The organism is Cryobacterium soli (assembly GCF_003611035.1).
Taxonomy (GTDB): Bacteria; Actinomycetota; Actinomycetes; order Actinomycetales; family Microbacteriaceae; genus Cryobacterium; species Cryobacterium soli.
This window is the reverse complement of record NZ_CP030033.1, coordinates 672,096-687,121: the sequence shown is the minus strand read 5'-3', so window position 1 is coordinate 687,121 and position 15,026 is coordinate 672,096. Positions and strand designations below refer to the sequence as shown.

At 68.8% G+C, this 15,026-nt stretch carries 11 protein-coding genes; 7 read left to right on the top strand and 4 right to left on the bottom strand.

Translation table 11 applies throughout. From position 1 onward, the window contains the following. Window positions 1–30 precede the first annotated feature (30 nt). The gene (locus tag DOE79_RS03210; protein ID WP_120337250.1) at window positions 31–1,503 is read left to right on the top strand and encodes a lipase family alpha/beta hydrolase; all 1,473 of its coding nucleotides are present in this window, start codon (window positions 31–33) and stop codon (window positions 1,501–1,503) included. Window positions 1,504–1,631: 128 nt separating this feature from the next. Further along, the gene (locus DOE79_RS03205) at window positions 1,632–2,102 is read left to right on the top strand and encodes a VOC family protein (protein WP_120337249.1); all 471 of its coding nucleotides are present in this window, start codon (window positions 1,632–1,634) and stop codon (window positions 2,100–2,102) included. A gap of 64 nt (window positions 2,103–2,166) precedes the next feature. On the opposite strand, the gene DOE79_RS03200 is transcribed toward DOE79_RS03205, so the two are convergent. Continuing rightward, entirely contained in the window at window positions 2,167–4,686 is a 2,520-nt protein-coding gene (locus tag DOE79_RS03200; protein ID WP_120337248.1) for an FAD-dependent oxidoreductase, read from the bottom strand. A 246-nt stretch (window positions 4,687–4,932) separates the two neighbouring features. Between DOE79_RS03200 and DOE79_RS03195 the strand changes: the two genes are divergently transcribed. From DOE79_RS03195 to DOE79_RS03185, 3 genes are all read left to right on the top strand, one after another. Beyond that, the gene (locus tag DOE79_RS03195) at window positions 4,933–6,828 is read left to right on the top strand and encodes an APC family permease (protein ID WP_425455709.1); all 1,896 of its coding nucleotides are present in this window, start codon (window positions 4,933–4,935) and stop codon (window positions 6,826–6,828) included. 87 nt (window positions 6,829–6,915) lie between these two features. Then, window positions 6,916–7,956 (top strand): non-homologous end-joining DNA ligase, encoded by a 1,041-nt coding sequence (ligD, locus tag DOE79_RS03190; RefSeq protein ID WP_120337247.1) that lies wholly within the window; start codon window positions 6,916–6,918, stop codon window positions 7,954–7,956. Window positions 7,957–8,007: 51 nt separating this feature from the next. Next, on the top strand, window positions 8,008–9,024 hold the full coding sequence (locus DOE79_RS03185) for a CPBP family intramembrane glutamic endopeptidase (RefSeq protein WP_120337246.1): 1,017 nt from the start codon (window positions 8,008–8,010) through the stop codon (window positions 9,022–9,024). Here DOE79_RS03185 and DOE79_RS03180 read toward each other — a convergent pair. Then, the gene (locus DOE79_RS03180; protein WP_281270279.1) at window positions 9,021–9,566 is read right to left on the bottom strand and encodes a dihydrofolate reductase; all 546 of its coding nucleotides are present in this window, start codon (window positions 9,564–9,566) and stop codon (window positions 9,021–9,023) included. The two genes, DOE79_RS03185 and DOE79_RS03180, sit on opposite strands and share 4 nt — an antisense overlap. Further along, complete coding sequence (locus DOE79_RS03175; RefSeq protein WP_120337245.1) at window positions 9,556–10,395, bottom strand: thymidylate synthase; 840 nt, start codon at window positions 10,393–10,395, stop codon at window positions 9,556–9,558. Before DOE79_RS03175 ends, DOE79_RS03180 begins: the two co-directional genes overlap by 11 nt. A 243-nt stretch (window positions 10,396–10,638) precedes the next feature. Here DOE79_RS03175 and DOE79_RS03170 point away from each other — a divergent pair, with 243 nt between their 5' ends. Then, window positions 10,639–12,651 carry an alpha/beta hydrolase-fold protein gene (locus DOE79_RS03170; RefSeq protein WP_162942581.1) on the top strand — a complete coding sequence of 671 codons (2,013 nt, stop codon included), beginning with the start codon at window positions 10,639–10,641 and terminating at the stop codon, window positions 12,649–12,651. A 148-nt stretch (window positions 12,652–12,799) separates the two neighbouring features. Next, on the top strand, window positions 12,800–13,534 hold the full coding sequence (locus DOE79_RS03165; RefSeq protein WP_120337243.1) for a glutamine amidotransferase: 735 nt from the start codon (window positions 12,800–12,802) through the stop codon (window positions 13,532–13,534). A gap of 3 nt (window positions 13,535–13,537) precedes the next feature. Here the strand turns inward: DOE79_RS03165 and DOE79_RS03160 are convergent, their stop codons facing one another. Then, window positions 13,538–14,881: a CotH kinase family protein gene (locus DOE79_RS03160; protein ID WP_120337242.1), complete on the bottom strand. Its 1,344-nt coding sequence runs from the start codon at window positions 14,879–14,881 to the stop codon at window positions 13,538–13,540. Between the last annotated feature and the right edge of the window lie 145 nt (window positions 14,882–15,026).

The following is a 15,026-nucleotide window of genomic DNA, read 5'->3' as shown; positions in this document are numbered from 1 at the left end:
CGTGCCGGCCAGAGCAGAACGGAGCAGATGATGGGCGAGAGGTTTCCGATCATCTACGTGCGGGGATTCGCCGGTGGCCAGGGCGCGATCGATGCCGCCGCGGATGACCCGTTCTACGGGCTCAACGAGGGATCCGTGCACGTGCGGGTGGGAGCCAACGGCACGCCGCAGTTCTACCAGTACGAGGGGCCGTTGATCCGGCTGGTCAAGGAGCAGGGCTACGACGTGCGCATCGAGGGAAGCCAGCAACGGGTGCTGCTGGATGCCGAACCCGACACCCTGCGCGCGGACTCCGTATGGATCTACCGCTTCTACGACGCCGCCACCGGCACCTTCGGGAGCCCGGCGCAGGCGTACGACATCCGCACCGCCGCCCAGGGTCTGGCGGACTTCATCGCCCTGGTGCGGGAGAAGGCGGCCGGTCACCCGCCGGTGTACCTCGTGGCGCATTCGATGGGCGGCCTGATCTGCCGCACCGCGCTGCAGGTGAATATCGCCGACCCGCGCGCATCCGTCTCGAAGCTGTGCACGATCGGCACCCCGCACGGCGGCATCGACCCCGAGTTCGGCGGCCCCATCGGCGGGTGGATCCTCAACACGTTCGGCCCGCAGGGTTCGCGGATCTTCGCGCCCGAATACATGCGCGAGTACCTGTATCCCCAGGATGCGCCCGGCCCGGCCCAGGGCGACACCCGACGGCTGAGCGGGGGCTTCACGCCCGACCGGGTGCTCAGCATCGTGGGCACCAATGCCCGGGACTACGACGTGGCGTTGGGCCTGTCGAGCGCGGTCATGGGCGTGCAGAGCGACGGACTCGTGGCGATCCGCAACGCTTATGTCGTGGGCTCGGCGCGAGCCTACGTGCACCGGTCGCACTCGGGGCGGTATGGCATGGTCAACGCTGAGGAGGTCTACCAAAACCTCAAACGGTTTCTCTTCGGCACCCTTCGGGTCGAGATCGGCCTGCGCGGGCTGGATCTCCAGGAGGACAGGGTCTGGCAAGCCGAGGTACGACTGGCGATCCGACAACTCCCCGTTCTCATCCACGAGCAGACCGCCGCCCACTACTGCCCGGTCGACCTCAACGCAGAGGCAAAGCGCATCCCCACCCCGATGTCACCCGTGCCGCTGATCACGGTGTTCCTGATCCCCAATCCGAAGAATGTGGCGCGGTACGCGCTGGATGTGACGTTGCTGTCGCTGGTGGAGCGAGGCGGTATCTTCGGCTTCGGCGAGCACCTGGAACAGATCGGCGACTGGCAGGACTCGCTCATCGTCGAGGTGGTGCTCAGCGAAGACGGTGCGCTCACCCGGATCCAGTGGGAGTGGAACAGCACCCTCGCCGAGCGACCCGGCGTGGCCGAACTCTCGAACACGCTGGACTGGGCATCGGGGCGCAGCGCCGACGGCAGCTGGCATCCCGTCATCCCACTCCCCAACGTGGCCGCGCGGCTGGTGGGCGATCAGGCGGGCCTGGACCTGGCCGTCACGCACTGGAACTGACGCGCGCACCGTGGCGGGCGCCTCTCGCGCATCCGGCACGATCGGCCGATAATCGCGGGAGGTGCGCAGACCAACCTGCCACACACCGAAGGCGCGGGCGCCGAGGCCCGTGCAGCGAGGAGGAGATCATGAGCACGCGTCTGAACCCTTATCTGGGCTTCCGCGACAACGCCAAGGAAGCCATGGAGTTCTACCAGTCGGTATTCGGGGGCGAACTGACCCGAAGCACCTTTGCCGAGTTCCACGCCAGCGAGGACCCGACCGAGCAGGACAAGACCATGCACGCGGCGCTGACCACCCCGTCCGGGCTGTCGCTCATGGCGGCCGACACCCCGAACGCCATGGAGTACACCCCCGGCAACAACTACTCAGTGTCGCTCAGCGGCGACAGCACGGACGCCACCGAACTGCGCGGCTTCTGGGACAAGCTCATCGACGGCGGAACGGTGACGATGCCGATGGAGGTCGCCCCCTGGGGCGACAGCTTCGGCATGTGCGTCGACAAGTTCGGCGTGGCCTGGCTGGTGAACATCGCAGGGGCTCCTGCGAACGCTCCCGCGACCACGCCCCAGCGTGCCGCCTCCAGCGACACCGTCTAAGTTTCGCGAACCGTGAGAATGCCCCGAAACTCGCGGTTTTTCGGGGCTGATCACAGTTCGCAGGTCAGATGAACAGGGTCGTGGTGGATTCGGCTGCCTCTCCGAGGAACGTCGCCACGCCCCCGAGCTCGACCCCGGGCATCAGGTCCGTGTCGGCAATGCCCAGCAGGTCCATCGTCATGGTGCAGGCGATCAGCCGCGCGCCGCCGGTCTGCGCGGACGCGATCAGGTCGGGCAGCGGCGCCACTGCGTTGTCTCTCATGACCTTCTTGATCATGGCGGCGCCTGCGCCCAGCATGTTCATCTGCGAAAGCGGCAGGCTGCCCGCGCCGGAGGGCATCATGGTGGCAAACATCTTGTCCATCATTTTGCGGTCCCGCTTGGGGGCGTCGGCGCGACGCAGCGAGTTCAGGCCCCAGAAGGTGAAGAACATCGAGACGTCCTCGCCCATGGCCAGGGCGCCGTTGGCGATGATGAAGGCCGCGAGCACCTTGTCGAGGTCGCCGGAGAACACCACGAATGACGTCTTGCCCGGCCCGGCCGGTATCGCTGCGGGTCCGGGAGCGGCCGCTGGGGCAGTGATGCCGCCCTTGCGCATCGTGGCGACATAGCCGGGGCCTTCGGGCTGGATGGCCACGAGCTGGTGGCCGTTGCGCCTCGCCCAGGCCGGGGCATCGCTGGCGAATCCGGGGTCAGAGACGTGCACGACCACCTCGTCGCCGGGGGTGAGGGCTTTCATCTTCTCGGAGAGTCTCATGATCGGGCCCGGGCAAGCCAGACCCGAGCAGTCCAGGTCGACTCGCACGCCGGTGCCGTGCGCCAGAGCCGAGCTCGCCGCTGCAGCATCCTGGAACGCAGCGGCCTCGGCGTAGGACGTCATCGGCTGTGGCGGCTCGTCGCTCTCCGGGGCCACCTCGTGCCAGGAACGGAATGTGTCCGAGCCGCCCGACAGCGTGGCGACATCCGTGAACCCGCGCTGCACGAGCGCACGGTGCGCGAGATAACTGCGAAATCCGACCGCACAATAGAGCCGCACCGGGACCGTGTGGTCCCAGCTCGCACTGGCCTCGCGGATGCTGCCCAGCGGCACATTCTCGGCGCCCGGCAGGTGCCAGATCGAGAACTCCTCCGGGGTGCGCACGTCGACAAGGCGCGCGCCCCGTGTGGCGTCGGGGTAATCCTGGGCGTACCAGAGGGTGAGATCGCCGCGCAGCACGTTGCTCGCCACGAAACCGGCCATATTCACCGGGTCCTTCGCGGAGCCGAACGGCGGCGCGTAGGCAAGCTCGAGCTCCTCGAGGTCGTAGACACTCTGACCGGCGCGGAGCGCTGTGGCGAGTACGTCGAGGCGCTTGTCCACGCCGTCGAAACCGGCGGCCTGCGCGCCGAGGATTCGCCCGGTGTCGGGGGAGAAGAGCACCTTGAGCTGCATCATCGCGGTGCCGGGGTAGTAGCCGGCGTGCCCGGACGGGTGCACGTGAACGGCCCGATGAGGCAGCTTGGCGGCCAGGAGCTGACGTTCGGTGGCCCCGGTGCCGCCGGCCACCATGTCGAAGACCTTCACGATCGAGGTGCCCTGGGTGGAGTGGTACTCGGTGGCGCGGCCGCAGATGTTCTCGGCGGCCACCCGAGCCTGCCGGTTGGCGGGTCCGGCCAGTGGAGCGAGCCACCGGCCGGGCAGCACCGTGTGCGGGGTCTCGACGGAGTCGCCGGCCGCCCAGATGTACGGGTCGGAGGTGCGCATGTGGGTGTCGACGGTGATTCCCCCGCGGTCGCCGATCTGCAGTCCGGCGGCCACAGCGAGGGCAGTGTTCGGGCGCACTCCGGCAGAGAGGATGACCAGGTCGGCGGTCAGCACGGTGGAGTCCGTCAGCTCCACATTGAGGGTCCCATCGGGCCGGGCGGTGAAAGCGGCGGCCGCCGTGGACAGGTGCAGGGTGATGCCCCTGCTTCGCAGGTGATGCTCGACCGGCACCGAGAGCTCGTGGTCGAGCGGCGGCAGAATCTGGTCACTCATCTCGACGACGTCCACGAGTGCACCACGGTGCTTGAGGTTCTCGGCCATTTCCAGGCCGATGTAGCCCGCGCCGATCACGACGGTGCGCACCGGGCCGCGCACGCCGGCTGCTGCCTGGGCGAGCGCGGCATCGAACTGGCCCTTGATGGCATCCATGTCGCCGATCCGGCGGAGCACGTGCACCCCGGCCAGGTTGATACCCGGCAGCGGGGGCCGAAGCGCCTCGGCGCCCGGGCACAGGGCGAGAGCGTCGTAGCTCTCGGTGTATTCCCGGCCGGAATCGACCTCGCGGATCGTGATGCTGCGCGTGGCGCGGTCGATGCCGGTGACCTCGTGGCCGATGCGCACGTCGATGTCGAGGGATTCGCGCAGGCTCTCCGGAGTCTGCAACAGCAGGCGGCTGCGATCAGCGATCACCTCGCCCACGTGATACGGCAGTCCGCAGTTGGCGAAGGACACGTGGTGGCCGCGCTCGAGGACGATGATGTCGGCGGCCTCGTCCAGTCGACGTGCCCGGGCTGCGACGGACGCGCCAGCAGCGACGCCTCCAACGACGACGATCTTCATGGGATGCCTTCCGTGGACCCGACGGCCTCTTCGCCGGCGGGAGGATACCCCTATGGGTATACAAGGGGGCTGTTTGTGACAGTACACCTAGCCCTGCCGGTCTACGGGGGATAAACCGGGACTTTGGACCCGGTATCGAGGGCGAGGTGAGAGGTCGTGGACCGTGCGGACCCATCCGGAATCCCGGCGCGGGTGACCCGCCCGCTCACCGCGCCGCCGCCATCAGGACGCTTCGGCGCCTGGCTGATGCGCGACCGCGTGCAGCCGGTGGGACCTGAATCCTCCGAGCTGGGCGTCTCGACGCATGCATGGTGGAAGGTGATGTGCCTGACCGGCGTGGACTACTTCTCCACCCTCTCGTACCTGCCCAGCATCGCCGTGGTCGCCGCCGGGGTGCTCTCGCCGCTGGCCACCGTACTTATCGTGCTCCTGACCCTGCTGGGGATGCTGCCGATGTACCGCCGGGTCGCCGTGGAAAGCCCGAACGGGCAGGGGTCAGTGGCCATGCTCGAACGGCTGCTGCCGTTCTGGCGCGGCAAGGTCTTCGTGCTCGTGCTGCTCGGCTTCGTCGCGACCTCGTGGATCATCACGATCACCCTCTCGTCCGCGGATGCGACGGTGCACCTCCTGGAGAACCCTGCCGCACCCGACTTCCTGGACGGCCAGGCGGTGCCGGTCACCGTGCTCTTCCTGCTCGTGCTCGGCGGGGTGTTCCTGCTCGGCTTCCGGGAGGCGGTTTCCGTCGCGATCCCGCTCGTGGCCGTGTTCCTGCTGCTCAACGGCACCGTGATCGTCGTGGGGCTGTTCGAGGTCGTCACCCAACCGGATGCGCTGACCGGATGGCTGTCCGCCGTCGCCACCGTCGGGGCCGGCCCGGGCGACATCCTGGTACCGGTGCTGCTGGCGTTCCCGCTGCTGGTGCTCGGGCTGTCCGGCTTCGAGACCGGGGTGAGCATGATGCCGCTCGTGGCCACGACCGGGCGGACAGCCGAGGAACGCCTGGCATCCCGGGTGCGCAACACCCGCAAGCTGCTCACCCTCGCTGCGGGCATCATGAGCGTCTACCTGATCGCCAGCAGCATCGTCACGACGGTCCTGATCCCGGCCGACGCCTTCGACGACGGCGCTCCGGCGAACGGCCGGGCGCTGTCGTACCTGGCGCACGAGTACCTCGGCAACGGGTTCGGCAATCTCTACGACATCAGCAGCATCTTCATCCTCTGGTTCGCCGGCGCATCCGCCATGGCCGGCCTGATCAATATCGTGCCGCGGTACCTGCCCGGCTACGGGATGGCGCCGGAATGGAGCCGGGCGGTACGGCCGGTCGTGCTCGTGTACACGGGGGTGAGCATTCTGATCACCATCGGGTTCACGGCGAGCGTCGACGCCCAGGCCGGAGCGTATGCCACCGGCATCCTGGTGATGATGGTGTCTGGCGCGGTAGCCGTGACGATCTCGGCGGGGCGGAGGCGCCGGCGCCGGGCTGCCATCGGGTTCGGGGTGCTGTCGGGGGTGCTGCTCTATGCCCTCGGGGCGAACATCATCGAGAAACCTGACGGCATCATGATCTCGGCGCTGTTCATCGCCGGGATCATCCTGGTGTCGCTGGTGTCCAGGGTGTCGCGCACGACGGAGCTGCGCGTGGAGAGCGTGGAATTCGACGAGCAGGCCCGGCAGTTCATCGCCGACTCCCTGGCCTTCGACGGCGCCCTCGATGTGGTCGCCAACAAGCGGAAGACCGGGGACCAGGCCGAGTATGCCGAGAAGGAGTTGGAGCAGCGCGGCATGAACCCGGTTCCGGGCGCCGCCGATGTGCTCTTCCTCGAGATCGAGGTGGTCGATCCGTCGGGGTTCAGCGACGTGCTGCACGTGCGCGGGGTGGAGGTGGGCGACTATCGGGTGTTGCGCGCGCACAGCCCGGCGGCGCCCAACGCGATCGCGGCGATCCTGCTCGCCCTCCGGGATGCCACCGGGGTGCGTCCGCAGGCCTACTTCGAATGGTCGGAGGGCAACCCGGTGGGGCATCTGCTGCGCTACCTGCTCCTCGGACAGGGCGACACGGCGCCGGTGGTGCGTGAGATCCTGCGGGAGATCGAACCTGACGCCGCCCGGCGCCCCGCCATCCACGTCGGCGGCGGCTGACTCCTTCACGACCTGTGAGCAAAGCCCGGAAACGCGCGTTTGTGGGGCTTAGGTCACAGTTCGCGGGAGGGGGATTAGGTTGGGGGCATGGCGAGCGAATCGACGGAGCTGACTGTCGCCGGGCCCCACGGCGACCGAGTCCTGCGCATCTCGAGCCCGAGCCGGGTGCTCTGGCCCGAGCTGGGCATCACCAAGCTGGACCTGGCCCGGTACCTGGTGGACGTGGGGGAGGCGTTCGTGGCCGCGAACGGCGACCGGCCGGTGTCGCTGCAACGGTTCCCGGGCGGTATCGACGGTGAACAGTTCTTCTCGAAGAACCCGCCGAAGGGGGCGCCCGACTTCGTGCGTTCAGTGCCGGTGGTCTACCCGAGCGGGCGCACGCACCCGCAACTCGTGATCGACGAACCCGCCGGTGCTGTCTGGGCCGCGCAGATGAACACCGTGGTGTTCCACCCCTGGCCTTCCCGGGCAGAGAACACCGACAATCCCGACCAGCTGCGCGTCGACCTCGACCCGCAGCCCGGCACCGATTTCGATGACGCCATTCCGGTGGCCCAGGAGCTGCGCCAGGTGCTGGCCGAGGCCGGCCTCACGGCGTTCGTGAAGACCTCGGGCAACCGCGGCCTGCACGTGTTCGCCCCCATCGAACCCGTCGAGGAATTCCAGGTGGTGCGGCACGCCGTGATCGCCGCCGCTCGTGAGGTGGAGCGGCGTTTGCCGATGACTGTGACTACGAATTGGTGGAAGGAAGAGCGCGGAGCCCGGATCTTCGTCGACTTCAACCAGGCCAACCGCGACCGCACCATGGCCGGCGCCTACAGCCCCCGGGCGCTCGCCCACGCACCCGTCTCCTGCCCGATCGACTGGGACGAGCTGGAGGGCGCCGACCCCACGACGTTCACCGTCGAGACCGTGCCGGCCCGGCTGCGTGCCACCGGCGACCCCTGGGCGAAGATGAACGCGGAGCCCGGCCGCATCGACATCCTGCTGGACTGGTGGCGTCGCGACCTCGACGCCGGGCTCGGCGAGCTGCCTTTCCCACCGGACTATCCCAAGATGCCGGGGGAGCCGCCCCGCGTGCAGCCCAGCCGGGCCCGACACAACCCCGACAGCCAGCCCGACGCCTAGTCCGTCTGCCGGGGGATGCCCTCCGCTCTGGGGTTGGCTAACGTGGCAGCCATGAGCGCACCGATCACCAGCCAACCGCATCCCGCCCCGGCCGCCACCCCTCTGGTGGACCGCGTTCCGTGGGCGGCCGTCGTGGTCTTCGTCGTGATGGCCTGCGCTCTCGCCTGGCTCGTGGTCCTCCCGCTTTGGCTCGACGGCAGCGGCCTGGCGAACCCGCTCGCGGCCCTGCTCCTGCCCGTCATGATGTTCACACCGGCCGTGGCCGCCCTGTTCGTGGTGTTCATGGTGCAGCGCCCCCGCCCCGCATCCATTCCCGAATACCTCGGGCTGTGGCCGCTGCGCCCCGTCAAGCGCACCATCTGGATGACGGTCTTCGGTATCTTCGGCAGCGCGCTCCTGGTCGTCGCGGGGGTCTTCCTGGCCGCGGCTCTCGGCCTCGTTCAGCTGGACCTGGTGGCCTTCTCCGGCTTCGCGCAGATCCTGGACGCCGCCAACCCCACCTCGTCGCCGATCCCGGTTGGCATGGTCGTGCTGATCCAGCTGCTCACGATCCCGGTCGCGGCGATCTTCAACGGCTTCTTCGCCCTGGGCGAAGAACTCGGCTGGCGCGGCTGGCTGCTGCCGAGCCTGCGCCCCCTCGGCACCTGGCCGGCCCTGCTGATCAGCGGCGCGGTCTGGGGTTTCTGGCACAGCCCGGTGATCCTGCTCGGCTACAATTTCGCGCAGCCCAACCTGCTGGGCATGGCCCTGATGGTCGGTGGATGCGTGTTCTACGGCATCCTGATCGGCTGGCTGCGCCTCCGCACCGCGTCGGTCTGGCCCTCGGTCTTCGCCCACGGTGCCTTCAACGCTGCCGCCGGCTTCCTGATCCTGGTGGCCGCCGCCGGCACCTCCGCAGACCCGGCCGCGCTCGGCCCGCTGGGCTGGGTGGCCTGGATCGTGATGGCCGTGGTGATCGGCGTGCTGGTGCTGACCGGTCAATTCCGGATCCAGCCCCGGTTGGAGCGCCGGCCGCGCATCTCCCCTCCCGCGGCGGTCGTGCCCGGTTCCGGCCCCGCCGGCGTTTAGGGGGCGCTCGGCGCGTAGCCCAGGAAGCGGTAGCGGAGGCCGGTGCGCGAGGTGAGCCACTCCGTCGCGTCGACCTGCACGAACCGTGCGCCCACGGCCGGGGCGACGGTGTCACCGCCGGCCTCGAGATCAACCTCGGTGACCTCGAGCCGGGCGGCCAGCGGCATCGCCTGCCGGTAGATGTCGCCGCCGCCGATGATCCAGACCGGGTCGGGGGCCGCGGCGGCCAGCGCCTCGGTGAGCGAGTGCACGACGGTGGCTCCTTCGGCTCGCCACTGCGGCTGCCGAGTGATGACGATGTTGCGCCGGCCGGCCAGGGGCCGGAAGCGTTCGGGCAGGGAGTCCCAGGTGCGGCGGCCCATGATCACGGCGCCACCGAGCGTGATCTGCTTGAAGTGTGCCAGGTCTTCCGGCAGGTGCCAGGGGATGCTGCCGGCGTCGCCGATGACGCCGCCCTTGGCCTCTGCCCAGATCAGGCCTATGCGGGCGTCGGCCGTCTCACCGGACGGCACTATCGCGGGCGTCCCGGTCTCAGACGGCAACGGGCGCCTTGATCGCCGGGTGGTGCTGGTAGTCCACGACCTCGAGATCCTCGAACTGGTAGTCGAAGATGCTGTCCCGTTCGGTGGTGATCTTCAGCGTCGGCGCCGGGTAGGGCGTGCGGCTGAGTTGCTCGGTGACCTGCTCGATGTGGTTGGAGTAGATGTGGCAGTCCCCACCGGTCCAGATGAAGTCGCCCACCTCGAGGCCGGTCTGGGCCGCCACGAGGTGCGTGAGCAACGCGTAGCTGGCGATGTTGAACGGCACGCCGAGGAACAGGTCGGCGCTGCGCTGATAGAGCTGGCAGGAGAGCTTGCCGTCGGCGACATAGAACTGGAACAGGGCATGGCACGGAGCCAACGCCATGTCGGGGATGTCGGCGACGTTCCACGCCGACACGATGATGCGCCGGGAGTCCGGGTTGGTCCTGAGGGTCTCGATGACCTGGGCGATCTGGTCGATGTGGCCGCCGTCCGGGGTCGGCCAGGAGCGCCACTGCACGCCGTACACCGGTCCGAGTTCGCCCTGCTCGTCGGCCCACTCGTTCCAGATGCGCACGCCGTGCTCCTGCAGCCAGCCCACGTTGCTCTCGCCACGGAGGAACCAGAGCAGCTCGTAGGCGAGCGACGGGAAGTGCACCCGTTTCGTGGTGATCATCGGGAAGCCCTGACTGAGGTCGAAACGCAGCTGCGCGCCGAACACGCTCAGGGTTCCGGTACCGGTGCGGTCGGCCTTGTTCGCTCCGGTTTCGAGCACCAGGCGCAGCAGGTCCTCGTACGGGGTGGCGATCGCGCTGGCGTCGCTCAGGCTGGGTTCCGGCTGAGTGTTCATTGGCTCAAATCTACCCGGTGCAGTCCGCCTCCGGGGCATTGTTTCGCGGTGCCGAAATCCGAAGCAGCGGAGATTCCCGCCCGTGCCGCGAACGGATGCTTGATTTCTGTGTACGTTCACAGTAACGTCGGTCGGAGTCGGGGATGAGCTGGTCAACTGCTTTTTCCTCGCGCCTGGGAACGTGCACAGAAACGCGTTCCCGCCCACAACAATGAAGTTGGCACAACAATGAAGTTGGAGCGCATGGATCTCACTCTCACCCCTCCGCGGCCGAAGCGGCACGACGCCCGCCGTCCGCTCATCGCGTCCGTTGCCGCCCTGGCGATCGCGGCGGCACCGTTGCTGGCGCTGGCGCCGGCGACCCCGTCTGCCGCCGCGTCAGGCACCTCGGTGAACCTGGACCTGACCGGCCAGTGGCAGTTCTCGCTGGGCGACGAACTCGCCTGGGCCGACCCGGCCTTCGACGATTCAACCTGGTCGGCCGTGACAGTGCCCGAGGTGGGCGGCGGCCGCGAGTTCGACGACTACGACGGTTTCGCCTGGTACCGGCTCACCTTCGACCTGCCCGCCGAGGCGGCGGGCACCAACCTGGTGGCCTCGATGGGTTTCATGGACGACGTCGACGAGGTCTACCTCAACGGCACCCGGATCAACGGGTCGGGCTCGCTGCCGCCGGATGCCGAGAGCCAGTGGTTCGAACAGAGGCTCTACCCGGTTCCGGCCGCCCTGCCGGTCTTCGGTGGCAGCAACACCCTCGCCGTGCGCCTGTACGACATGACCGGCGGCGGCGGGTGGTACCACGGTCCCGTCGGCCTCTACTCGAAGGACGCACTACGCGAGGAGGTTCTCGGCATCTCGGGTCCGCTCGCCGACCCTGAGGCCACGAGCTGGGTGGGCGACCTCTTGGCGACACAGGCCGGCGCCCTCGCATCCGGTGACATCGACGCGTACCTCGCGACGCTCTCGGCCGACTACGTGCACGACGGTCGTGACCGGGCCCGGCGGGAGAGCGAGTTGCGGCAGTGGCTGGCCGAGTCGGGCTCCCTGACCCTGACCGATGCCAGTGTGGAGGTCGTGGAGAGCTCCGACGGTCGTCTCGTCGTCGACACCAACCGAACGATCAGCGGGATGCGGGACGGCGCGCCGTTCAGCTTCCAGCCGACCACCCAGGAGTTCCTGACGCTCGACCGGGAGACCCGCACCGAGAAGGGGAACCGCTCCCGGTTCTTCCGCGACTACGTGGAGTCGGCCGTCGAAGATGCGCGCCGGGAGTACATCACCTACCTGCCGCCGTCGTACTTCACCCAGCCCAACCGCGAGTTCCCGGTCGTCTACCTGCTGCACGGTTTCAACGGCGGCAGCCGGGAATGGGAGCCGCGGGACTTCGGCACCAAGCTCGACGAGCTCTACACCACCGGGGGCCTGGCCGAATCGATCGTGATCATGCCCGACGCCGACTCGCTCTGGTACGTCGACAATGACGGCGGCGCACCCTGGCGCACCATGTTCACCACCGAGATGATCCCGCAGGTGGACGAGCAATACCGCACGCTCGACTCCCGCGAGTACCGCGGCCTGTCCGGAGTCTCGATGGGCGGGTTCGGCGCGTATTCGCTCGGGCTGGCCTACCCCGAGCTGTTCTCCTCGATGGCCTCGCACATGGGAGCGCTGAACCTCGCTCCCGCGCAGGTGGGCGTCACCTCGCCCGGGGGACCGCAAGCTCAGTCGGCATCCCCGCTCACGGTCGTGGCGGGGCTGCCCGCCGAGGCACTCTCGCGATACGACTACTTCTTCGACGCCTGCGAGTTCGACGATTACGCCTTCGATGACGCCGCCCGGTCGCTGGACACCCTCCTCACCGGCAAGGGGGTGGCGCACACCTATGCGCTGTACCCGGAGGGACGCCACAACGACGCCTGCTGGGTTCCGCGCATCGCCGACTCGTTCGGCATGCACTCCGACCACGTGCGGGCAGCCGGACTGGTGGAGAACAACGGGCCGGATCCGGTGACCGAGCCCACACCGACCCCCACACCGACCCCCGGCACCACCGCGCCGGCTGTCACGCCCCCGACGTCGACGGCCACACCGGCGCCCGTTGCGGCATCGACCCCGGCCGCGGCCTCGACGAGCCGCGCCCAGGTCGTGGCGGCCACGGGCGTCGACCCGTCGGGCGCGATCGGTGCCGTGCTCGCCCTGGTGGCGGCGGGGATCGCGCTGCTGGTCCTGGGGCGCCGCCGGGCGCTGAATCGGTAGCACGTCCACCGTCGGATACGGCCGCTCCCCGGCGCACCGGGGAGCGGCCTCCGAGGTACACGGATGCGCGCGAGCGCCGACGGCGGCCGCCGGGCGCGCCCGTCGTCACCTCCCTCCGCCTGCGGCTCATGATCGGTAACATGGGCCCGTGAAGCCCTTTCTGCTGCTGGCGACCCGGCCCGAGGACGAGGCCGCCGACGACGAGTACGCCGGCTTCCTCGCCGCAGGCGGGTTGACGCCGGACCAGCTGCACCGAGTGCGGCTGGAGGCCGCGCCTCTGCCGTCCATCGCCCTCGACGACTACTCCGGGGTGATCGTGGGCGGCAGCCCGTTCAACGCCAGCGACCCCGACGACACCAAATCTCCCGTGCAGCGCCGTGTCGAACGCGAACTCGCCGGGCTGCTCGACCAGGTCGTCGCCCGGGACTTCCCCTTCCTCGGCGCCTGCTATGGCATCGGCCTGCTCACCAGTTACCTCGACGGCGTCGTCGACGACACCTGGTCGGAGCCGGCCGGCCCCATCATGGTGAGCCTGACCGCGGCGGGCCGCGCCGACCAGCTCTTCGGCACGGTGGCGGCCGATTTCGAGGCGTTCGTGGGTCACAAGGAGGCCTGTACGGCGCTGCCGACCGGCGCCGTGCTGCTGGCGACGGGGGCGAACTGCCCGGTGCAGGCGTTCCGGGTGGGCGAGAACGTCTACGCCACCCAGTTCCACCCGGAGCTCACCCAGGCCGGCATCCTCACCCGCCTGCGGGTTTACAGCGACAACGGCTATTTCGAACCGGATGCCTACGACGAGGTGATGGCCGCCATCGCCGCCGCAACGGTGACCGAGCCGGCCACCATCATGAAGGCCTTCGTGGAGCGCTTCGGCACACCCTGACCGTCACTTGTCGCCTGTGAAGTAACTGGCGATGGCGTCGGACTCGCTCTGCAGGGTGTCGCTGTCGATGAGGTCACCCGCCTGGCCGGCCAGCAGTGCGGTCCACCGGTCGAGAACCGCCTGCGCGGCGCCGCTGTCGTAGAGGCTCGTAGTGAGCGCGGCCGTCGCCGTGTCGACAAGGGCCGAGAAGCTGCTGTCGGCCAGGAACCGGGTGGCGAGGATGTTGTCGCCGCCCATGCCGCCGGCTGTGGCGTCCGGTGCGGCTCCGTCCGGCGCGGTCGCGCCATCCGGCGGGGTGCCGCGGTCGCCGCCGTCCGGGCCACCCTCGCCCATGCCACGCATAGCGCCGCCGCCGTTCAGGGTGCCGAACGAGAGGTTGGCGTCCCACGCCACGACGGTCATCAGGCCCGTTGTGCTGTCGTAGCGCAGGTAGGAGTTGTTGCCAGGACCGTCGATGTCGTCGAAGTTATCGGTCAGGTTTTCCACGGCCAGATAGGTCGCGAACGACTCCACGTCGAGGTAGTTGCCCAGCTCGGCGGCGAAGGTGGCATCGTCGGAGTTGTTGATGACGTCGAGGAACGCGATCAGCGGGGTGAGGTCGTCCTCCCCGGTCTTCTGGTTGAAGACGTCGACGTAGTCGGCCGGGTCATCGCCGCGGTAACTGTAGTCTCCGTCGGAGTCGGCCTTGTAGGTGATGCCGTCGTTCTCGAAGGTGTCCGTGTTCCACAGGTCGTCGTCGATGCTCTCCATCACCAGCCGCAGGGCCTCGTCGCCGCCGTTGACGCTCAGGCGGACCGCGGCCGACCTCTCGGTCTCCAGCCCGCTGAGCCCGATCAGTTCGAGGGCCACCGCTTCGTTGAGAGAGGATTCGGTGGTGTTGCCGCGCACCACGAACTCAGTGCGGTCCTGGTAAGACTGTCCGTCGACATACTTGTCGAGCCGGATCAGCCAGGGCAGGGTCTGCGGGGAGTCGGTATCCACCGATCCGTCGCTCGGGTCGGCCGGGGCGTCAGTACCGGTCGCGGTGTCATCATCGGACTCCGTGGCATCCCCGATCCCGCGCAGACTCGAGTTGCCCTTCAGACGCAGCCCGACCTGCTCGAACACCGTGCCGTCGATGGTCACCGTCGCCGAGATCCAGCCCTTGTCGCCGGTTGCGGTGTAGGCGGCGAGCATCGCCTGGTAGTCGGCCTTGTCATAGTCGATCGTGACGGAATGCACGAGGCTGGTGTCGTAGAAGTCAGCACCGACCAGCGCCGCCGCCTGTTCAGCCGTCAGGGACGAGGAGGTGACCGCCCCGGTGGAGTCGCAGGCGGCCAGACCGCCGATGGCGAGAACTCCGATCACAACCGCGGCGATGGGTTTGGCGGCTGCACGGGAGCGACGGGACGATCGGGCGGTTCGGGAGGAGTGGCCTGACTGGCCGGCGGGATGGGGCTGACGCACGATGGGGCCTTCCGGTAGGGAATTCCCACCCCACCAGAGCGCCCTA

Excerpts from the sequence above, each read along its gene's own strand:
- DOE79_RS03210 (WP_120337250.1), top strand. The coding sequence starts at position 31 with ATGGGCGAGAGGTTTCCGATCATCTACGTGCGGGGATTCGCCGGTGGC.
- DOE79_RS03175 (WP_120337245.1), bottom strand. The coding sequence starts at position 10,395 with ATGAACACTCAGCCGGAACCCAGCCTGAGCGACGCCAGCGCGATCGCC.
- ligD (WP_120337247.1), top strand. The coding sequence starts at position 6,916 with ATGGCGAGCGAATCGACGGAGCTGACTGTCGCCGGGCCCCACGGCGAC.
- DOE79_RS03170 (WP_162942581.1), top strand. The coding sequence starts at position 10,639 with ATGGATCTCACTCTCACCCCTCCGCGGCCGAAGCGGCACGACGCCCGC.
- DOE79_RS03205 (WP_120337249.1), top strand. The coding sequence starts at position 1,632 with ATGAGCACGCGTCTGAACCCTTATCTGGGCTTCCGCGACAACGCCAAG.
- DOE79_RS03200 (WP_120337248.1), bottom strand. The coding sequence starts at position 4,686 with ATGAAGATCGTCGTCGTTGGAGGCGTCGCTGCTGGCGCGTCCGTCGCA.
- DOE79_RS03195 (WP_425455709.1), top strand. The coding sequence starts at position 4,933 with ATGCGCGACCGCGTGCAGCCGGTGGGACCTGAATCCTCCGAGCTGGGC.
- DOE79_RS03185 (WP_120337246.1), top strand. The coding sequence starts at position 8,008 with ATGAGCGCACCGATCACCAGCCAACCGCATCCCGCCCCGGCCGCCACC.